This is a genomic window from Vibrio algivorus (genome assembly GCF_030161215.1).
GTDB lineage: Bacteria > Pseudomonadota > Gammaproteobacteria > Enterobacterales > Vibrionaceae > Vibrio > Vibrio algivorus.
Genome location: NZ_BSPV01000009.1, coordinates 1 through 19,917, shown reverse-complemented (window position 1 = coordinate 19,917; position 19,917 = coordinate 1). Strand labels below are relative to the sequence as shown.

The 19,917-nt window shown below is 40.2% G+C and carries 16 protein-coding genes, 2 tRNA genes and 1 rRNA gene; 7 read left to right on the top strand and 12 right to left on the bottom strand.

The annotated features are described in order from the left end of the window. Nucleotides 1-72 precede the first annotated feature (72 nt). Nucleotides 73-978: a hydrogen peroxide-inducible genes activator gene (locus QQJ93_RS12445; RefSeq protein WP_089123508.1), complete on the bottom strand. Its 906-nt coding sequence runs from the start codon at nucleotides 976-978 to the stop codon at nucleotides 73-75. Nucleotides 979-1,179: 201 nt separating this feature from the next. Here QQJ93_RS12445 and QQJ93_RS12440 point away from each other — a divergent pair, with 201 nt between their 5' ends. Together QQJ93_RS12440 and QQJ93_RS12435 are read left to right on the top strand one after the other, a co-directional pair. Then, complete coding sequence (locus QQJ93_RS12440; RefSeq protein ID WP_089123509.1) at nucleotides 1,180-1,791, top strand: peroxiredoxin C; 612 nt, start codon at nucleotides 1,180-1,182, stop codon at nucleotides 1,789-1,791. A 148-nt stretch (nucleotides 1,792-1,939) separates the two neighbouring features. After that, nucleotides 1,940-2,683, top strand: a complete 744-nt coding sequence (locus QQJ93_RS12435) for a copper homeostasis protein CutC (RefSeq protein ID WP_089123510.1) — start codon at nucleotides 1,940-1,942, stop codon at nucleotides 2,681-2,683. A 92-nt stretch (nucleotides 2,684-2,775) separates the two neighbouring features. On the opposite strand, the gene phoU is transcribed toward QQJ93_RS12435, so the two are convergent. Genes phoU through QQJ93_RS12415 form a run of 4 tightly spaced genes read right to left on the bottom strand, consistent with a single transcriptional unit; the run spans nucleotide 2,776 to nucleotide 8,305 of the window. Continuing rightward, nucleotides 2,776-3,468, bottom strand: a complete 693-nt coding sequence (gene phoU / locus QQJ93_RS12430) for a phosphate signaling complex protein PhoU (RefSeq protein WP_089123511.1) — start codon at nucleotides 3,466-3,468, stop codon at nucleotides 2,776-2,778. An 18-nt stretch (nucleotides 3,469-3,486) separates the two neighbouring features. Beyond that, nucleotides 3,487-4,305, bottom strand: coding sequence for a phosphate ABC transporter ATP-binding protein PstB (gene pstB / locus QQJ93_RS12425; RefSeq protein ID WP_089123512.1), 819 nt, complete (start codon nucleotides 4,303-4,305; stop codon nucleotides 3,487-3,489). Nucleotide 4,306: 1 nt separating this feature from the next. Next, a complete protein-coding gene (pstA, locus tag QQJ93_RS12420; RefSeq protein ID WP_089123513.1) occupies nucleotides 4,307-5,968 on the bottom strand; it encodes a phosphate ABC transporter permease PstA in 1,662 nt (553 codons plus the stop codon). Between the two features lie 45 nt (nucleotides 5,969-6,013). Continuing rightward, nucleotides 6,014-8,305, bottom strand: coding sequence for an ABC transporter permease subunit (locus tag QQJ93_RS12415; protein ID WP_089123514.1), 2,292 nt, complete (start codon nucleotides 8,303-8,305; stop codon nucleotides 6,014-6,016). 216 nt (nucleotides 8,306-8,521) lie between these two features. On the opposite strand from QQJ93_RS12415, the gene ppk1 reads away from it, so the two are divergent. Further along, entirely contained in the window at nucleotides 8,522-10,597 is a 2,076-nt protein-coding gene (gene ppk1, locus QQJ93_RS12410) for a polyphosphate kinase 1 (protein ID WP_089123621.1), read from the top strand. A gap of 10 nt (nucleotides 10,598-10,607) precedes the next feature. Continuing rightward, a complete protein-coding gene (gene ppx / locus QQJ93_RS12405; RefSeq protein ID WP_089123515.1) occupies nucleotides 10,608-12,149 on the top strand; it encodes an exopolyphosphatase in 1,542 nt (513 codons plus the stop codon). A 136-nt stretch (nucleotides 12,150-12,285) separates the two neighbouring features. Here the strand turns inward: ppx and QQJ93_RS12400 are convergent, their stop codons facing one another. From QQJ93_RS12400 to phoB, 3 genes are read right to left on the bottom strand one after another with little or no spacing between them, the layout of a single operon-like run. Continuing rightward, nucleotides 12,286-13,248 (bottom strand): PstS family phosphate ABC transporter substrate-binding protein, encoded by a 963-nt coding sequence (locus tag QQJ93_RS12400; RefSeq protein WP_089123516.1) that lies wholly within the window; start codon nucleotides 13,246-13,248, stop codon nucleotides 12,286-12,288. Nucleotides 13,249-13,264: 16 nt separating this feature from the next. Beyond that, nucleotides 13,265-14,572, bottom strand: coding sequence for a phosphate regulon sensor histidine kinase PhoR (gene phoR / locus QQJ93_RS12395; RefSeq protein WP_089123517.1), 1,308 nt, complete (start codon nucleotides 14,570-14,572; stop codon nucleotides 13,265-13,267). Between the two features lie 36 nt (nucleotides 14,573-14,608). Continuing rightward, a complete protein-coding gene (phoB, locus tag QQJ93_RS12390) occupies nucleotides 14,609-15,298 on the bottom strand; it encodes a phosphate regulon transcriptional regulator PhoB (protein ID WP_089123518.1) in 690 nt (229 codons plus the stop codon). A 257-nt stretch (nucleotides 15,299-15,555) separates the two neighbouring features. Here phoB and rdgC point away from each other — a divergent pair, with 257 nt between their 5' ends. From rdgC to QQJ93_RS12375, 3 genes are all read left to right on the top strand, one after another. Then, nucleotides 15,556-16,467, top strand: a complete 912-nt coding sequence (gene rdgC, locus QQJ93_RS12385; RefSeq protein WP_089123519.1) for a recombination-associated protein RdgC — start codon at nucleotides 15,556-15,558, stop codon at nucleotides 16,465-16,467. A gap of 178 nt (nucleotides 16,468-16,645) precedes the next feature. Further along, nucleotides 16,646-18,064 carry a prephenate-dependent tRNA uridine(34) hydroxylase TrhP gene (gene trhP / locus QQJ93_RS12380; RefSeq protein ID WP_089123520.1) on the top strand — a complete coding sequence of 473 codons (1,419 nt, stop codon included), beginning with the start codon at nucleotides 16,646-16,648 and terminating at the stop codon, nucleotides 18,062-18,064. 1 nt (nucleotide 18,065) lies between these two features. Continuing rightward, a complete protein-coding gene (locus tag QQJ93_RS12375) occupies nucleotides 18,066-18,320 on the top strand; it encodes a YfhL family 4Fe-4S dicluster ferredoxin (protein WP_089123622.1) in 255 nt (84 codons plus the stop codon). Between the two features lie 72 nt (nucleotides 18,321-18,392). Here the strand turns inward: QQJ93_RS12375 and nfsA are convergent, their stop codons facing one another. The 4 genes from nfsA to rrf all read right to left on the bottom strand — a co-directional run bounded on the left by nfsA (nucleotide 18,393) and on the right by rrf (nucleotide 19,889). Continuing rightward, nucleotides 18,393-19,115 carry an oxygen-insensitive NADPH nitroreductase gene (nfsA, locus tag QQJ93_RS12370; RefSeq protein WP_089123521.1) on the bottom strand — a complete coding sequence of 241 codons (723 nt, stop codon included), beginning with the start codon at nucleotides 19,113-19,115 and terminating at the stop codon, nucleotides 18,393-18,395. 405 nt (nucleotides 19,116-19,520) lie between these two features. Beyond that, nucleotides 19,521-19,597 (bottom strand) — tRNA-Trp (locus QQJ93_RS12365). A 68-nt stretch (nucleotides 19,598-19,665) separates the two neighbouring features. Then, nucleotides 19,666-19,742 (bottom strand) — tRNA-Asp (locus QQJ93_RS12360). A gap of 31 nt (nucleotides 19,743-19,773) precedes the next feature. After that, nucleotides 19,774-19,889, bottom strand: a 5S ribosomal RNA gene (gene rrf, locus QQJ93_RS12355). Between the last annotated feature and the right edge of the window lie 28 nt (nucleotides 19,890-19,917).

The following is a 19,917-nucleotide window of genomic DNA, read 5'->3' as shown; positions in this document are numbered from 1 at the left end:
TAAACAATTATTCAATTTGGATATTAGCGGTGTAAAAATCTGGCGCTAGTATAGAGTTTGATGGACTTTGAATCAAAGTAAACCTTCTACCACATTGGCTAATGTTTCAAAGGTCATCGTGCGATTCGAGCTTGGTCGCCAAATCAAACCAATTTGACGGTGAGCACTTTTTCCCGGTGGCTCAATCACAACAATGTTTTGGTTATCCACTAAACCGTGGTCAATCGCCATTTGAGGAATAAAGGTAGTGCCTAATCCATTAGCAACCATTTGCACTAATGTATGTAAACTAGTAGCAGAAAATGGGTTGATTTTTTCTTTCTTAGTTAACTTACATGCCGACACCGCATGCTCGGTTAAACAATGCTCGTTTTCAAGCAAGAACACCGATTCATCTGGCAGATCATCATAACGCAAAGGAATGCGGATAGAGCCGGCTTGCTCTCGACTGATGATCATACGAAATGGATCCTGGCCAACAATTCGACATTCCATACCATCAATATCCACTGGCATCGCCAAGATCAACACATCCAAGTCGCCGTTACGCAGCGCTTTTAATAAATTGCTCGTGGTATCTTCACGTAGTAATAACGTCAGTTGTGGAAAGCGTTGATTCACTTCTTGTACCAAGTCACCAAGTAAAAACGGAGCAATAGTAGGAATGCAGCCAACTCGTAATTGGCCTTGCATATTGTTGCCCTGGCATAACGAGCCTAATTCAAGTAAATCTTGGCTTTTAGCTAATAATTCTCGTCCTTGTTTCACCACTTGCTTGCCCGCTAAAGTAAAAACTAAAGGACTCTTTTTGTCTTTTTTTTCGTAAAGTGGACAACCAATCAAGGATTCTAAATTTTGAATACCTTTACTTAAGGTTGATTGGCTAACAAAACAACGTTCTGCAGCCTCGCTAAAGTGACGCGTTTCATAAAGCGTCACTAGGTAATGTAATTGTTTTAAACTAGGCCATTTAGTCATATTAAATTTCGATGAAGTTGTAGTGAAACCATGGTGTGATCACAAATTAGAGATAATCGCTTTTTTCGATTAAGTTAATCGGTTTATTTCGCTTTTTTTCATACTACAACTTGTACTATAGTTTGTCTCGTTGAAACCAAGCTCAGACACAGAAGTTTGAGTGTTGATTTTTATATCAAAGCAAAATTTAGGAGCAATAAAATGGTACTAGTAGGTCGTCAAGCCCCAGATTTCACAGCAGCAGCAGTTCTAGGTAACGGTGAAATTGTTGATTCATTCAACTTTGCAGAATTCACTAAAGGCAAGAAAGCCGTTGTTTTCTTCTACCCTCTAGACTTCACATTCGTTTGCCCATCAGAGCTAATCGCTTTCGATAAGCGTTTCGAAGATTTCCAAGCTAAAGGCGTTGAAGTAATCGGTGTTTCTATCGATTCACAATTCTCACACAATGCATGGCGTAACACGGCTATCGCTGACGGCGGTATCGGCCAAGTTAAATACCCTCTAGTTGCTGACGTTAAACACGAAATCGTTAAAGCATACGATGTTGAGCACCCAGAAGCAGGCGTTGCTTTCCGTGGTTCTTTCCTAATCGACGAAGATGGTCTTGTACGTCACCAAGTAGTTAACGACCTTCCTCTAGGTCGTAATATCGATGAAATGCTACGCATGGTTGACGCACTAAACTTCCACCAAAAACACGGTGAAGTTTGCCCTGCACAATGGGAAGAAGGTAAAGCAGGTATGGATGCATCTCCAAAAGGTGTTGCTTCATTCCTATCTGAGCACTCAGATGACCTAGGCAAAAAATAATCTCGCCTAAATGATTTATTGAGCCCTGCCATTGTGCAGGGCTTTTTTTATTCTACAATATACCCAAATGACTTCGAGATGCAGAATTCACAACATCTTGAAATTACTGGATATACACCATCAATTTATTAGCTTAGAGCAGCCTATCATGACCATCGAATTAGAAGTCTGTATTGATAATTTAGAATCCCTACACCTTGCGATTGAGGGGGGGGCGACACGTATTGAACTATGCTCATCACTTGCGTTAGGAGGCTTAACCCCTAGCTATGGTTTTATGAAAAAAGCCGCGCAATACTCGAGCATTCCTATTTACGCGATGATTCGCCCTAGACAAGGTGACTTTTTGTATAGTGAGCAAGATGTTGAGTCGATGCTAGAAGACGTACTTTGCGCCAAACAAGCTGGCTTGCAAGGTATTGTGATTGGTGCACTTACCGCTGAAGGTGATGTTGATAAAATGATTTGTCAGCGACTTATCGAAGCAGCATCCGGCATGGGGGTGACCTTTCACCGAGCCATCGATCAATGTCGCGATCCTAAACAAGCATTAGAAGATATCGCTGAACTAGGTTGTGAGCGTATATTAACATCCGGGTTGGCAAGTACAGCAAAACAAGGTATTAACGTTATCGCTGAAATGGTAGAACAAGCCCAAGGCCGATTTTCAATTATGGCTGGCGCAGGTGTCAACATTGATAACGCAGCACAAATAATTAAGCAGACTGGCATTCACGAGATTCACCTTTCTGGAAAGACAACCCGCCCTAGCCATATGAAACTTCACATTGATAGCGCTAAAATGGGGTCAGATTCAGTCGATGACTTTGCAATTCCGGTAACCAATAAACAAACGATTCAATCGGTGAAACAGACTATCAATAACATTTAAAAAAACGGTCATTTCAGACTAACATTCCAACCGAATCAATATGGCGATCTCGATTGATCGTCATTTTCACAGTGAAAAGGTCAACACTCACCTTAAATTAAAGATTCTAAATACTCTTTATCGTGACGAACGTCTTTACCTTGTACAAAGTAAATAATATATTCACAGATGTTTTGACAGCGGTCGCCAACTCTTTCAATCGATTGAGCACAGGCAACAATCTGCATGACTTTGGGCACTGAACTAGGGTCTTGCATCATAAAATTGATCATCTGCTGTTGAACTTTTTTATGCTCCGCATCCAGTTTATCATCCATACGATATACCGTTGCGGCGGCTTGTACATCCATACGAGCAAAAGCATCTAACACCTGATGTAACATATTGACGGCCATGCGCCCAAACGCTTCGACTGAAACAATCAGCGTTTCTTGTTTCGGAGCAAATGTTTCTTGTGCGACATGACTCAATTTGGTCGCGACATCACCAATTCGTTCAAGATCTGAAATAGTTTTAATGATCGCCATTACCAAACGTAAATCTTTTGCGGTTGGCTGCCTTTTAGCAATAATGCGTGTGCAAGCTTCATCAATCGCCACTTCCATTTGATTCACTTTGTCATCATTACGCTTAACCTTAGTCGCTAATTGAGAATCATGTTTATACAATGCGTGTAATGCCAATGAAAGCTGCTCTTCAACTAAGCCTCCCATCGCTAATACGTGAGTACGAATAGACTCAAGTTCGACATTAAACTGCCCCGAAATATGACGACCAAGTTGCATGTTATTTAAAATCCTTATTTAACCGTATCGGCCAGTAATATAATCTTCGGTTTTCTTCATTTTTGGCGATGTGAAGATCGAATCAGTATCACTATATTCCACTAGTTGTCCCATATGCACAAAAGCAGTGTGATCACTGACTCGCGCAGCTTGTTGCATGTTATGTGTAACAATCACCACTGTGTACTTTGTTTTTAATTCTGAAATCAACTCTTCAATCGTCAAAGTCGAAATAGGGTCCAAAGCGGATGTCGGCTCATCAAGTAATAAGACTTCAGGCTCAATGGCGATAGCCCGAGCAATCACTAAACGTTGCTGTTGACCACCTGACAATCCAAAAGCATTTTCATGTAAACGATCTTTTACTTCAGTCCATAAGGCTGCCGCTCGTAATGAACGTTCAACCGCATCATCTAAAGAACGAGAATCTTTTATCCCTTGCAAACGTAATCCATACACCACATTTTCATAAATCGATTTAGGGAAAGGATTAGGACGTTGGAATACCATCCCCACTCGTCGACGCAAACTCGCGACATCGACATTAGGGTGATAAATATTATTACCATTTAAAAGAACCTCTCCTTCTACTCGGCAACCATCCACTAAATCATTCATACGGTTAATACAGCGCAATAAAGTTGATTTACCACAACCAGAAGGCCCGATAAAAGCCGTCACCTTACCTTTAGGAATACGCATACTAATATCTTTCAAAGCTTGAGCTTTATGGTAAAACAAGTTCAAAGCATCAATAGAAATTGCCGTTTGTTTTTCGGTTAGCTTATGAACATCTAAAGGTTCTGGATATCCAAGTGCCGAATGAATCGAAAGCATATTAATCGTTTCCTAATATCTTAAACTTTTCACGTAAATTATTACGGATCATAATCGCAGTGATATTGAGACCTACCACTACAGTGATCAATAAAAATGACGTCGCAAACACCAACGGTCTTGCCGCCTCAATATTCGGCGTTTGAAAACCAACATCATAAACGTGAAAGCCAAGATGCATAAATTTTCTTTCTAAATGTAAGTATGGGAAATTACCATCAACCGGTAAATTAGAAGCAAGTTTCACTACCCCCACCAGCATCAAAGGTGCGACTTCCCCAGCTGCCCTCGCAACTGCGAGAATTAATCCCGTCATGATCGCTGGACTAACCATAGGCAGCACGGTCCTCCATAGCGTTTCAAACTTGGTTGCCCCTAGAGCATAAGAACCATGCCGAACAGAGTTAGGGACACGAGCAAGCCCTTCTTCTGTGGCAACGATCACCACAGGTAAGGTTAATATTGCTAACGTCATAGCAGACCATAGCAAACCAGGAGTACCAAACGTCGGTGTCGGTAATGTATCAGAGTAGAACAGCTCATCAATCGAACTGCCTATGGTATACACAAAAAAACCTAGACCAAATACACCATAGACAATCGATGGGACACCGGCAAGATTAACCACCGAGATCCGAATCAGTCGTGTTAGCATCGTATTTCTAGCGTACTCATGCAGATAAATAGCAGCAATCACACCAAGAGGCATCACCACCACCGACATGATAATAACTAATAATACTGTACCGAAAATGGCAGGAAATACCCCTCCTTCTGAATTCGATTCTCTTGGGTTATCGAGTAAAAATTTTCCAACTTGCTTAGCCCAATGATGAGCTTTTTCAACCCAACTCATTGCATTGGGATACCAAACATCCAATATTGACTCTAAAGGTAAGGAAATAATCTCACCTTTCATATCTTTCACTAACACTCGTGCTGATGATAATTGTTCTTGTAATGCTAAGATCTTATTTTCAGCCAGAGTAAACTTAGCCTCTAATTCATCTTGGCGTTGATATAAGGTTTTGAGATAAGCGGCTGTCGCTTGACCTTCTTGCTGCTTTAATCGCTTCTCAACTCGTAACTTATTCAGTTGTTGAGTTACTCCTTGCAACTCATTTTGCAAAACATCATCAATTTGATCCCGAACCGCATCAGCACTTTGTAGAGCAAGCCCAATGTGCTTAGGTAGTGAGTTTTTATAAACATGCCCTTCACTTTCAAGTGACACGGGTTGACCAAAAAAGTCCCCAGAACGTGTACGTTCAAAAACAGCAAGATCTTGAGGTGTATCTTGGTGATGCAAATCTATTTCTAATACCGAAATAAAATCTCGTGGATAAATATCGCGATTAGCCACTTTGATCGATAATCTCTGCGCTTGCCCTGATTGCAATACCGAGTCTGGCCACTGCCTATCTTGATTTGATAACTGATCAAGAGAAACATAATTTTGCTGATAAATCTGACCTATCAAGTGCTGACCATGCTCGTCTTGCCATTGATATAAAGGCGTAGGCCAAAAGTACACCAGCCCCTTCCAACCAATTAATAACAACAGACCTAATACTGAGATAAGGCTAATACTCACAGCACCAGCTGTCAGCCATACCCAAGGATTGCCAGATTTAATCCAAGTAAATTGATAACCGCTTAACATTGCAGCCCCCTGACTCCAAATATCAAGCAACCTTTTGTCGTTGAGCTATAAAGCACTGTACTTATCCCTTAAACGTTGACGGATTAGCTCTGCTATCGAGTTGACGACAAAGGTAAAAATAAACAATAAAAAAGCCGATAAAAACAACAACCTGAAATGAGAACTTCCAACTTCCGATTCCGGCATCTCAATCGCAATATTAGCGGACAGCGTACGCATACCTTCAAAAATATTCCAATCCATCACAGGGGTATTACCAGTTGCCATCAAGACAATCATAGTTTCACCAACCGCACGCCCTAATCCCATCATTACCGCTGAGAATATCCCTGGGGATGCCGTTACTAAAACCACAGTAGTTAAACATTGCCACGGGGTCGCACCAAGTGCACTAGCACCATCAGATAAGTGTTTTGGTACCGAAAATATAGCATCTTCAGCAATCGTAAAAATGGTTGGGATCACCGCAAACCCCATTGCAAAACCGACAATTAATGCATTTCTTTGATCAAAATCGACGCCCATATTGGCCATAAATAGCCGAACATCTCCACCAAATAGCCAAGATTCAAAGTAATGACCATAACTGAATATTAACCATGCAAACCCCATCATTACAGGCACTAAAAATAAAGCTATCCAACCTTGATATTCACCGAGCCCAGTAAATTTTCGAACCGCTTGCCACAATAGTGCTGTAAGTAGAATAACCATAGGCAACAACACTATAAACAGTACGGTATTTAATAAATTTAACTCAACGATTGGGGCTAACCATAGGCCAGCAAGAAAACCAATAATCACCGTCGGCAGGGCTTCCATTAACTCGATTGTCGGTTTTACATAACGGCGCATCCCTGGCGTCATAAAATACGCAGTATAAACCGCGCCACAAACTGAAATTGGCACGGCAAAAATCATAGCAAATAATGCTGATTTTAAAGTACCAAAAGCGATAGGAACCAGGCTAAATTTCGCTTCAAAATCATTACTAGCAGCAGTAGATTGCCAAATAAATTCAGGCTCAGGATACCCCTCATACCAGACTTTTTGCCACAAAGAGGTAAAGGTAATATCTGGATGAGGATTATCTATCTTAAATAGCGATAATTTGTCTTGAAATGCGGTCATTAAAAACTGCTCATTAGGTGACGTTGCAGCTGTAATAGGAGGCGTTTGAGCAATTTTTTTCGAAAACACTTTATTATCAGATGTGGTATAAAAATTATTTACTCGGCCAGTGTCATCAAATAGAAAAAAACCTTTTCGGTAAAACTCCGGTAAAACAAAAGCCGGTGTTGCTTTACTTCCTGAATCAAAATCACGAATTTGAGTAAACTGACGCTTACCATCTTTCAACACATCAAACCATTGGGAAACCTTACCATCGGATTGAGTGATCAAAACGGAGTAAGCTCCTGGAAGTAGATCTAAATTAACACCTTGTACCGATGATGACTTTTCTTTTTGAGTATCATGCTTAGTAGAAGCATTCTCTAAAGCGACAGTTTCTCGTAGTTGAAAACCCACATCATTACGCTTTAAAACACTAATCGAATCAGGATATAACACATATAGTGTTTTTCCATCTGGTGTGAGAACAAAATCAGTCACCTTTGAGGATATCGTGGGCAGGTTAAGTGGAGTACTTTGCCAATGTGACTCAACATCCCCAAATTGTGAAGAATTTTGATAACCGAGAGCACGCCATTCCCCATTTTGGTTAATACCAATAAAGGTCGCCTGATCTGTCTGTATAGAAAAATCAAACTGACGAATCGCTACCCCATCACTATCGAGGGAAACCGGGGTATCAGCAAAAGAACTAAAGCTTGGGGAAGATTGACGCCCACCCGCGGTAAACACAGTCGAAAACTTAGGTCGCACCGCGTAGATCCCTCCTTGGTTATCAGTATAAGCATACCAACGAGAGCTGGTTTCAGCCTCCTTGAAGGCTACTGGGTGGTCAACAATTTGGTTTACCAATAACGGAGTGTTATTTTGATTTGTCTCAATAGGAGAATTCAAGGATTGGTTTAGTACAAAGAAAATCAATTGTCCATCTTCAGTAAAACGAAAAGCCGTTCTACCATCATCATCTATACCAACAGCAACGGTTTTATTTATGGTGTGATTATCCGTAAGTAAATATTCACTTTTTAACTTTATGGTTGCAGGAGAAAATATTGGTGCAATCACCATAATCAAATAGAAAATCAGTAATACTAAAGCGATAAGAACACTGATACCTCCCAGTTTAATCACCGAGCTTGCAAAGCGATCTGTCAGCCAGCGCCTTTTATCTCGTTGTTGAAAGAAAGTATCGACTTGAGCCATGTTCCACATTACCTTTTTTGATTGATGACATAATATGTCGATTGTGTGACAGTTTTATTACTATACTTTGATTTGTGCTTGATTTTACTGCTATTGCTTCTTTATATAAGCCTCATTGAAATAAAAATGTCACAAAAAACCACTAACTTACTCTTAGATATGGTAAAGGATTCCATTCTCTCTCCTCTTCTCCACTAATACATGCTGGATGGTACAATGAGCTCCGAGAAACTCTACATAGAAAAAGAACTAAGTTGGCTATCTTTTAATGAACGCGTTTTACAAGAAGCGGCCGACAAAACAGTTCCGCTGATTGAACGTGTGCGTTTTTTAGGGATCTTTTCTAGTAATTTAGATGAGTTTTATAAAGTTCGCTTTGCTGATGTAAAACGCCGCATTTTAATCAGCCAAGAAAGTAGTAGCAACGACAGCCCTAAACACCTTTTAACCAAGATGCAGTCGAAAGTATTAAAGCTTAACCAAAAATTTGACGAATTGTATAACGAATTAATACTCGAAATGGCCCGACGCCGCATATTTTTAGTCAATGAATCACAGTTACAAGAATCTCAACAAAAATGGATCAAAAAATACTTCCAACGAGAAGTGCTTCCTCACATCACCCCATTTTTAATGAATAAAGATACCGATGTACTGAGTTTTTTAAAGGATGAACATTCCTATCTTACTGTTGAAATTATTCATCAAGATCAAAAGAATTATGCCTTAATTGATATTCCAACCGATCATCTTCCACGCTTCATTATGGTACCGGAGCAAAAAGGGAAGAGACGTAAAACCATAATATTACTTGATAATATTATTCGCTTTTGTCTTGATGATATTTTCAAAGGCTTCTTTGAATACGATGAACTCAATAGCTACACCATGACTATGACTCGTGACGCTGAATATGATTTACGGCATGAGGTTGAACACAGTCTATTAGAGCAGATGTCTGAAGGGGTCAATCAACGTCTTACCGCTATGCCTGTACGACTAGTCTATCAAAGAGATATGCCGGAAGATCTTCTGAAATATTTATGTGAAAAGCTCAATATGAGTAGCTATGACAGCTTAATTCCTGGTGGTCGTTATCATAACTTCAAAGATTTCACTGGTTTTCCTAATGTGGGAAGAGATTACTTAGAAAACAAACCATTAGTTCCTCTTAAATGTGCTGACTTTGATGGATATCCAAATAACTTTGAAGCCATCAGCGCGCAAGATATTTTATTGTATTACCCGTACCATAGTTTTGACCATATTACCGAGTTAGTTCGGCAAGCATCCTTTGACCCTAAAGTGATCAGTATCAAAATCAATATTTATCGTGTTGCGAAGAACTCAAAATTGATGAATTCATTGATGGATGCTGTACATAACAAAAAGAAAGTCACCGTTGTGGTTGAGCTACAAGCTCGCTTTGATGAAGAAGCCAATATTGAATGGGCTAAATTACTAACGGATGCTGGTGTTCATGTTATTTTCGGTGCCCCAGGATTAAAAATACACTCAAAGTTATTACTCATTACTCGTAGAGAAGATGATGAATTAAAGCGCTACGCTCATATTGGTACGGGTAATTTTCACGAAAAAACTGCTCGAATTTATACCGACTTCGCTTTATTAACCGCAGATCCACAATTAACCGCTGAAGTACGTAATGTCTTTGGTTATATTGAAAATCCATATCGTCCAGTGCGTTTTACTCAGCTTATGGTGTCACCGCGTAATGCTCGGCAACAAATTTATAAGTTGATAGACAGTGAAATAGCGATTGCGAAAGAAGGTCGTCCTGCAGGTATCACCTTAAAAGTAAACAACTTAGTCGATAAAGGACTCGTCAATAAGCTGTATGGAGCGAGCAATGCTGGTGTTAAAATTCGCATGATCATTCGCGGAATGTGCTCACTCGTTCCAGGAATCCCAGGAGTTAGTGAGAATATTTCGGTCATCAGCATCATCGATCGCTTTTTAGAACACCCTAGGGTAATTGTGACTGAAAATGATGGCGATCCAAAAGTTTATATTTCTTCAGCCGACTGGATGACACGTAACTTAGATTATCGAATTGAAGTCGCAACCCCTATCCATTCTCAAAGATTAAAGCAACGGATCATCGATATTCTCAATATTCATTTTATTGATACCGTCAAAGCCAGACGTATTGATAAAGAAATGAGTAACAGCTATGTACCACGTGGTAATCGAAAAAAAGTCCGTTCACAAATTGCTATTTATGATTATTTAAAGCAAATTGAAAGAAAGTCTCGTTTAAAAACAGAATAAATAGGTATTTATGAATCTACCAACTGAACCAAGTATTAGGCATATTGCCGCTATAGATTTAGGCTCAAACAGTTTTCACATGGTAGTGGCTAAAGTCACCGGGCATGATTTGCAAATTGTTAGTCGCCATAAACAACGTGTTCGGTTAGCTGATGGTTTGGATTCACATATGAACTTAGACAATACTTCGATACAACGAGGCTTAGATTGTCTGGCCATGTTTGCTGAACGTATACAAGGCTTCGATGCCGATAACGTTAGAATCGCGGCAACCCACACACTGCGTCAGGCAAATAACGCTCATATATTTCTTTCTCGTACTCGTCATGTACTGCCCTTTCCAATTGAAGTGATTGCTGGTGTTGAAGAAGCACGCTTAATTTATCTAGGTGTTGCTCATACTCAACCAGAATGGGAAAAAAAGTTTGTTATTGATATCGGTGGTGGCAGTACTGAAATGATCATTGGTACTGGCTTTGAGCCACAACTACTCAATAGCAAACAATTAGGTTGCGTCAGTTATACCAATAAGTTTTTTCACAATGGGAAGTTATCCAAAAAGAACTTCTCAAAAGCTACCTTAGCCGCTCAACAAAAGTTAGAAGCCTTATGTAAGCCATACAAAAAATTAGGCTGGGATGCAGCAATAGGATCTTCGGGGACGATAAAAGCAATCAGAGAAGTTCTCATTGGAATGGGGCATGAAGATGGCATCATAACCTTAGAACGACTCAATCAATTGGTTGAAGAGTTGTGCAAACTAGACCAAATTGATGATATTAAGCTCGAAGGTTTAACCGATGAACGAAAACCTGTATTTGCTGCTGGTGTCGCGATTTTATTAGCTATATTTGAGTCTTTTTGCATCAAACAACTACATTTTTCCGATGGTGCATTACGTGAAGGTTTAATGTATGAAATGGAAGAGCGATTCCAACGTTCTGATATTCGCATGCGCACTGCAGAAAACCTTGCCGATAAACATCAAGTTGATGTTAACCATGCCCAAAATGTACGTAATCAAGCAGAGCGCTTTTTAAAGCAAGTAGGATCAGAACTCGATATAAAACCTAAAAGTGAGCTTTGCAGCTTACTATCTTGGGGAGCCTTGCTACATGAAGTAGGACTTAGTATTAGCTATAAAGGCTTTCACCGTCATTCTGCTTATATCCTTCAACACACCAATATGCCGGGGTTTAACCAAGAACAGCAACAAGTCCTTGCTGCATTAGTTCGCTTTCAACGTAAAGCCCTTAAACTGCAAGAAATGCCAGAATTAACTATTTATAAGAAAAAACAAATACTGCCTTTAATTGCCATATTGCGTTTAGCGATCGTCGTTAATGGACAAAGAAAAGAAGAAAACGAACTGCCAAAATTAACCCTTTCAATAGAAACGGTAAATGACGAGAAAAATGAAGAAGGTGGCGATCAACTCTGGAAGCTGACTTGTGAGGATAAAGATTGGTTAGATAACAATCGCTTATTACATGCCGATCTACAAACAGAACAACAATATTGGATTAATGCTGGCTGGAATCTAAGCTTTTAAAGCAACATACCCTTTATTGCCATGGTAACTTTTTTGATCGTTAAAACAGCCTTTTTCAAGGCTGTTTTTATTTCTAGAGATTAAAGCAAGCTGCTTAGAAAACGTTTATCATTTTTAGAATGACTTCTCTAATAAATTAACGCAAGCCGACTTTCTGCAGTTGAGCATTGGCCAGTTCACGCGATAACGGAACATAACCATCCTTCTCCACCCCTCTTTGTCCTTGTTTAGAGTATATAAACTTTAAAAATTCAGCCTGTGGTCGAGGCAGAGGTTTTAATGGATTTTTATTTACATAAACATATAAATAACGAGCGAGTGGATAACGACCATCTAAAATATTATCTCGAGTTGGATAAATATAATCTTGCCCTTCAAGAGCAATAGGGATCAATTTCGCTTTTGATACTTGATAACCCACACCAGAATAGCCAATGCTGTTAATTGAAGAAGCGACAGATTGCACAACAGAAGCTGAGCCGGGTTGTTCATTCACTTGCCTTTTAAAGTCACCTTTACACAATGCATGTTGCTTAAAATAACCATAAGTGCCTGATACCGAATTACGACCAAAAAGTTGAAAGCCTAGTTTAGCCCAGTCGGTATCTACACCTAGTTGTTGCCACTTATTTAATGGCTCAGTCGCCCCACATTTCAATGTTGATGAAAAAATGGCATCAACTTGTGAGAAATTCAAACCTTTAATTGGATTATCTTTATGAACAAAAATACCAATTGCATCAATGGCAATTTTTAATTGAACAGGTGGGTATCCATAATGCCGCTCAAAAGCCTCCAATTCTTTGGCTTTCATAGGACGACTCATTGGGCCGAGTTGTGATGTTCCCTCGGTCAAAGCTGTTGGCGCAGTTGATGATCCAGAAGATTGAAGTTGCATGTTAATATTAGGATAAATACGTTGGAAATCTTCTGCCCACACAGAGGTTAATGTCGCAAGGGTATCCGAACCTACAGAAGATATCGTTCCTGACATTCCTGATACTTTATGATAAGTATCAAGCTCATCTCTAACCATTTCATTTGCGAAACAAGGCATTGAAAGTATGGCGATCAAACAAACGAGTACTGCGTTACGCATATTATTCCTTGACACGTTATGACGTTGAACGAGCTACAAGCTTCTTAGGTAATACGAACGAAAAGCAGCTACCTTTATCAACTTCACTGGTGATTTCTAAATAAGACTCATGGTGGCTTAATGCATGTTTAGCAATAGCCAAGCCAAGCCCACTGCCACCAGTTTCCCGAGAGCGAGCTTTATCGACTCGATAGAAGCGTTCAGTTAATCGGTTAATATGTTGAGGCTCAATTCCATCTCCAGAGTCTTCAACCGACAAACATGCGCCATCAACCGTTTCATACCATTTAACATGTACATCTGCTCCCGCTGGAGTGTACTTAACGGCGTTATACACTAAATTGGAAATAGCACTGCGTAATTGTTCTTCATCACCATATACCGTCATTTGTTTATCGATATCAAACACGATTTTATGTTTATTATCGCCACTTAACGCTATGGCTTCTTTTTCTAAAATGTCTAACATCGCGGGTACATTAACGATTTCATCAAGCTCATGAATTGGTGCTGCTTCAATCTTTGAGAGTGTCAGCAATTGTTCGACTAAAGCATTCATGCGAGACAATTGTTCCGTCATCACACCATGAGCTTTTGACCACATTGGCCCTGCTAATATTTCAGGGTCTTCTGTCATCTCTAGATAACCTTGTAAAACAGTCATCGGTGTTCTTAATTCATGTGACACATTAGCAAAGAAGTTTCTACGCATCCCTTCCAGTTGTTTTAATTGCGTCACATCACGCACCACCATCAGGTGCTCACCATCGGTATAAGGCACTATACGCAATTCTAAAATACGCTCAGGTGTAAGTGGAGATAGCATTTCAAGCGGTTCAGTAAAGTCTTGCTTAGAAAGATATTTTATGAAATCAGGCGTACGAATTAAGTTGGCAATCGGTTGACCTGAATCATCCGGCCAACGAAAACCAAGTAATGATTGAGCCAGTTTATTGCACCATACAATATTACCTTCACTACGAAATACCACCACAGCATCGGGTAAAGATTCAGCACCATTTCGAAAACGACGAATTAAATTAGCGAGCTCTTTTCGACGACGGCGTTGCTTTTGTTGTAAGCGATAAATACCGTTAAATACAGGTTCCCAATGCCCCGTTCCTGAAGGTGGGCTCAGACGTTTTTCATCCCACAACCATTCCGATAAGCGTATTTGGTTATGCAATTGCCATAATAATTGTAATACGGTAGCGGCAAACAATAACCACCCCATATAACCAAAAAACCAGCCAATTATTAACCACGGAAGGTAAAAAAAAGCCAGCGACCAAGCTAGCTTTTTTCTGGTTAACCTTTCAACCATTCAGTTCAGTACTCCGTCATTCGGATAAAGTATAAATTAAGCTCGCGTTGAGAAACGGTAACCTGCACCACGTACGGTTTGAACAAGTTTATCGTGACCTTCTTGTTCTAATGCTTTTCTTAGACGGCGAATATGCACATCAACAGTACGATCTTCAACGTAAACATTAGTGCCCCAAACGTTATTCAATAACTGTTCACGACTATAGACACGCTCTTGATGTGTCATGAAAAAATGTAACATTTTAAACTCTGTTGGTCCCATGTCGAGTGGAGAATCATTCGCAGTCACACGGTGAGAAACAGGATCGAGTTTTAACCCTTGCACATCAATAACATCTTCTATTGCTGTTGGTGTGACTCGACGAATAACCGCTTTTAAGCGAGCAACTAATTCTTTAGGTGAAAAAGGTTTCGTAATGTAATCATCCGCACCTACTTCTAAACCGCGAACTTTATCTTCTTCTTCACCACGTGCTGTAAGCATTACAACAGGAATATTTCGAGTTAACTCTTCACGCTTGAGGTGTTTGATAAAATTAATACCGGAACCACCTGGTAACATCCAATCTAATAGAATCAAATCAGGATAAGGTTCGCACAATTTATTAATGGCGGTATCGTAATCTTCAGCTTCAACTGGTTGGTAACCTTTTTGCTCTAAAACAAAGCATAACATTTCCCTGATAGGAGCTTCATCTTCAACAACCAAAATTCTTCTCGACATACCCAAAAATCCTTTCGCGTCTACTTTACTAATTTAAATTAGCCAAAATTAATCTGCTACTTATTATGTGTCTTAAGTATGACAGTTTTGTGACTCCTGCAAAGTAATTTTCATATAACTGTCAACCAATCATGGTTATTTTGTCACAGCAACCATTGCTTTAAGTCAGCACTATTCTCGAATATTCCCCTTAGCTTTGACTAAGCGAATAAATCTTCTATGATAGGCGTCCAATTTCCAGACTGAGTATGAGAGTTATGTGGTTTAAGAATTGTTTAGTGTACCGTTTCAATCGTGAAATTAACTTTGATGTTGATAAACTAGAATCTCAACTTGCTGAATTTAAGTTCACGCCTTGTGGTAGCCAAGATAAGCAAAAGTTTGGCTGGACGAGCGTACTAAATAAGCACTCAGATGTATTAACTCATATTGCTGGTGATCACATTCTGATCAAAGCTAAAAAAGAAGAGAAACTTCTACCAGCATCCGTTATTAAAGACTCTCTGCAAGATAAAATTGATCTGCTTGAACAACAAGAAGGTCGATCTCTTAAGAAAAAAGAAAAAGACGATCTTAAAGATGAAATCTTAATCGACTTATTACCACGAGCGTTTAGTCGTCATAACTTTACATCTATTTTAATCATGCCAAAACTTGGTTTTATTGTGGTAGATTCTAGCAGCAGTAAAAAAGCGGAAGATGCATTAGCTTTACTACGCAAAACCTTAGGTAGTCTTCCTGTTGTGCCTGCTATCCCCGAAGTTTCAATTGAAACCAGCCTAACGGAATGGGTCAAAACCGGTAACTTACCGCAAGGCTTCCAACTTTTAGATGAAGCTGAATTTCATTCACTGCAGGAAGAAGGCGGTATCATTCGTTGTAAGAAACAAGAATTGAGCGCGGAAGAAATTCAAAATCACATTGCAGCCGATAAAGTGGTCACCAAGTTAGCACTCGATTGGCAAGAACACATTGAATTTGTCTTGTCTTCTGACGTAAGCATCAAACGCTTAAAATTCAGCGATGAACTTAAAGACACCAATCAGGACATTCCACGCGAAGATCAGGCACAGCGCTTTGATGCAGATTTCACTTTAATGTGTGGTGAATTTGATGCCTTTTTACCGCAACTGTTTGATGCACTAGGTGGGTTACCGAAGAACGATTAATAATGTGCTCCCAACGATGTAGGGCTTTGTGACATAACCAAGCCCTGCTGTTTTTTATTCCCTACTTATCCTGTGCTTTTCTCGCTTTTCTTCTTAACTTGGCGTAAAATTCGCTCCCCTAATTTATACCGCTTGGTGGTATAAATCTGACCTGAAATCAGACCTAGAGATATATATTATGTTTAAACCAGAACTACTGTCTCCTGCTGGCAGCCTAAAAAACATGCGCTATGCATTCGCTTATGGCGCCGATGCTGTCTACGCAGGACAACCTCGTTATAGCCTTCGTGTACGTAACAATGAATTCAATCATGAAAACCTCAAAATCGGTATCGATGAAGCTCATTCTTTAGGTAAAAAACTGTATGTGGTATGTAATATCCAACCACATAATTCAAAACTTAAAACTTTCATTCGTGATTTGAAACCCGTCGTTGATATGGGCCCGGATGCGTTGATCATGTCGGATCCTGGTTTAATTATGATGGTGCGAGAAGCCTTCCCTGAAATGCCAATCCATTTATCAGTTCAAGCCAATGCAGTTAACTGGGCAACGGTGAAGTTCTGGTCTACTCAAGGTGTTGAGCGAGTGATTTTATCACGTGAACTTTCCTTAGAAGAAATAGAGGAAATTCGTGAACATTGCCCTGAAACTGAGTTGGAAATCTTTGTGCACGGCGCATTATGCATGGCTTATTCTGGTCGTTGTTTATTGTCTGGTTACATGAACAAACGCGATCCAAACCAAGGCACTTGTACCAATGCTTGTCGTTGGGAATATAAAGTCGAAAAAGGCACTGAAAACGACGCCGGTCAAATCGTACCAGCCAATCAAGCGGTTGAGCAATTTGATCCTAGCCAAGTACAAGCGATCGAGGTTAAAGAAGAGCGTCCAGACAACACCCTTGGCCTAGGTAAACCTACCGATGAAGTTGTGCTACTTTCTGAATCGCATCGCCCAGAAGAACAAATGGCGGCGTTTGAAGATGAACACGGCACTTACATTATGAATTCAAAAGATCTACGTGCGATTCAACATGTAGAGCGTTTGACTAAAATGGGCGTCCATTCATTAAAAATCGAAGGTCGTACTAAATCTTTCTACTACTGTGCTCGTACTGCGCAAGTATACCGTAAAGCGATTGATGATGCGGTTGCCGGTAAACCATTTGATGAAAGCCTAATGGGTACGTTAGAAAGCCTGGCTCACCGTGGTTATACCGAAGGTTTCCTACGTCGTCATACCCATGATTCGTATCAAAACTACGATTACGGCTACTCGGTTTCCGATTCTCAACAATTTGTTGGCGAGTTTACAGGTAAACGTCGTGGCTACTTAGCAGAAGTCGAAGTGAAAAACAAATTCCTATTAGGTGATAGCTTAGAGCTTATGACACCAAACGGTAATATCAACTTCACTTTAGAAGAGATGGAAAACCGTAAATCAGAAAAAGTGGATGACGCAAAAGGCAATGGTCACTTTGTGTTTATTCCTGTTCCTGAAGATTTGGATTTAAGTTATGGACTTCTTATGCGTAACTTATCGAACGGTCAAAACACGCGTAACCCCGTAAATGATGCAGTAGATGCGAAGTAATATGGCCTTATTAATTACAGATAAGTGTATCAACTGTGATATGTGCGACCCAGAATGCCCTAATGGTGCAATCAGCATGGGTGACAGCATTTATGAAATTGATCATAACTTATGCACTGAATGTAAAGGACATTACGATAAGCCAACATGCCAATCGGTATGCCCAATTAATAATTGCATCATTACCGACCCTGAGCATGTTGAAACGGAAGAAGAGTTGCTAGAAAAATTTGTAGTGATTCAGGGTTTGGCATAACCATTCCACTACGCAAAATGTCAAAAGGCCTGACTTTATCGTCAGGCCTTTTTCTATGGCTACAAGCGAGGTTTATTTAGTCGCTAGTCCTTTAGAGTTCAAGTAGTCACGAATATATGGGCGTGACTCTTTACTTAAACGACCATGGATATGATCTGACCATGAACCGGTTTTCTGATTACTGCCACGTGTCTGATAGTAATGACTAGTTTCAGCATCATATTCCGCAATATCTTGTTCAGATAACGGCTGATAAGAATCTTGGTGAACCATGACTTTCTGTGGTAAACGCGGCTTAATTTGCGGATCTTGATCGGGATGACCTAAACACATGCCAAACATCACAGCGCAATATTTAGGCAGCCCTAATAATTCATCAACTTCTTTAGGTGCATTACGTAAACCACCGATATACACACCACCTAATCCTAACGATTCCGCAGCCAATAAGGTATTTTGCGCCATGATCCCGGCATCAATTGCCCCAATCAATGTGAGCTCAGTAAATTCAGGTTTTACTTCAGGAGAAAGTTGGAAGTGACGCTGATAATCAATACAGAAAACCAAAAATTCAGCCGCCGTTTCAACGTATTGTTGTCCGCCAGCAAATTCAGCTAGCGCTTTACGCTTTTGTGGATCAGTAACTCGAATAATCGATGTGGTTTGTAGAAAGCTGGATGATGAAGCAGAAATACCTGCAGACAAAATAGTATCTAGCTGCTCAAATGAAATTGCCTGTTGAGTAAACTTACGGATAGAGCGATGGCTCAGCATGGTTTCAATAACAGTGTTCATAGTGCTCCCTCTTGTTGATACATCACTCTACCATAAGATATTAAGTAAACTTAGTGCCTTGAATGAAATTTGAATATAACTGGTATTCATAATTTCCAGCAAAACCATCAAAACAAAAAGGCTCCAGGATTTCTGCTAGAGCCTTAATATAGCAAGGGTGGCGAGATTCGCTCTTCCAGCACGCACTATTTTGGTATTAGGTGAATCCGCTGCTTTGACACCGTCTCTTAAGCCTACAAAGTAAAAAGGCCTCAGCATTTCTGCTAAGGCCTTAATATGGCAGGGGTGGAGAGATTCGAATTTTCAACACGCGCTATTTTGGTATTAGGGGAATCCGCTGCTTTGACACCGTCTCTTAAGCCTACAAAGTAAAAAGGCCTCAGCATTTCTGCTAAGGCCTTAATATGGCAGGGGTGGAGAGATTCGAACTCCCAACACGCGGATTTGGAATCCGCTGCTCTGCCAATTGGAGCTACACCCCTAAAACTTTGTTTATATTACTTTTCTTGGCTCAAAAAGTAAATTGTATTTTTCTTAATTTAAGAAAAAGTGGCGGAGTGGACGGGACTCGAACCCGCGACCCCCGGCGTGACAGGCCGGTATTCTAACCAACTGAACTACCACTCCGCAGTGTCTATTCAGCATTTTGCAATTCAAAGCCTGGCGATGTCCTAATCTCACATGGGGAAACCCCACACTACCATCGGCGCTACTTCGTTTCACTTCTGAGTTCGGCATGGAATCAGGTGGGTCCAAAGCGCTATGGTCGCCAAGCAAATTCTTTTGTTAAAACATCATTTAT

Coding starts and splice junctions, on each gene's coding strand:
- QQJ93_RS12445 (WP_089123508.1), bottom strand. CDS start 978: ATGACTAAATGGCCTAGTTTAAAACAATTACATTACCTAGTGACGCTT.
- QQJ93_RS12440 (WP_089123509.1), top strand. CDS start 1,180: ATGGTACTAGTAGGTCGTCAAGCCCCAGATTTCACAGCAGCAGCAGTT.
- QQJ93_RS12435 (WP_089123510.1), top strand. CDS start 1,940: ATGACCATCGAATTAGAAGTCTGTATTGATAATTTAGAATCCCTACAC.
- phoU (WP_089123511.1), bottom strand. CDS start 3,468: ATGCAACTTGGTCGTCATATTTCGGGGCAGTTTAATGTCGAACTTGAG.
- pstB (WP_089123512.1), bottom strand. CDS start 4,305: ATGCTTTCGATTCATTCGGCACTTGGATATCCAGAACCTTTAGATGTT.
- pstA (WP_089123513.1), bottom strand. CDS start 5,968: ATGTTAAGCGGTTATCAATTTACTTGGATTAAATCTGGCAATCCTTGG.
- QQJ93_RS12415 (WP_089123514.1), bottom strand. CDS start 8,305: ATGGCTCAAGTCGATACTTTCTTTCAACAACGAGATAAAAGGCGCTGG.
- ppk1 (WP_089123621.1), top strand. CDS start 8,522: ATGAGCTCCGAGAAACTCTACATAGAAAAAGAACTAAGTTGGCTATCT.
- ppx (WP_089123515.1), top strand. CDS start 10,608: ATGAATCTACCAACTGAACCAAGTATTAGGCATATTGCCGCTATAGAT.
- QQJ93_RS12400 (WP_089123516.1), bottom strand. CDS start 13,248: ATGCGTAACGCAGTACTCGTTTGTTTGATCGCCATACTTTCAATGCCT.
- phoR (WP_089123517.1), bottom strand. CDS start 14,572: ATGGTTGAAAGGTTAACCAGAAAAAAGCTAGCTTGGTCGCTGGCTTTT.
- phoB (WP_089123518.1), bottom strand. CDS start 15,298: ATGTCGAGAAGAATTTTGGTTGTTGAAGATGAAGCTCCTATCAGGGAA.
- rdgC (WP_089123519.1), top strand. CDS start 15,556: ATGTGGTTTAAGAATTGTTTAGTGTACCGTTTCAATCGTGAAATTAAC.
- trhP (WP_089123520.1), top strand. CDS start 16,646: ATGTTTAAACCAGAACTACTGTCTCCTGCTGGCAGCCTAAAAAACATG.
- QQJ93_RS12375 (WP_089123622.1), top strand. CDS start 18,066: ATGGCCTTATTAATTACAGATAAGTGTATCAACTGTGATATGTGCGAC.
- nfsA (WP_089123521.1), bottom strand. CDS start 19,115: ATGAACACTGTTATTGAAACCATGCTGAGCCATCGCTCTATCCGTAAG.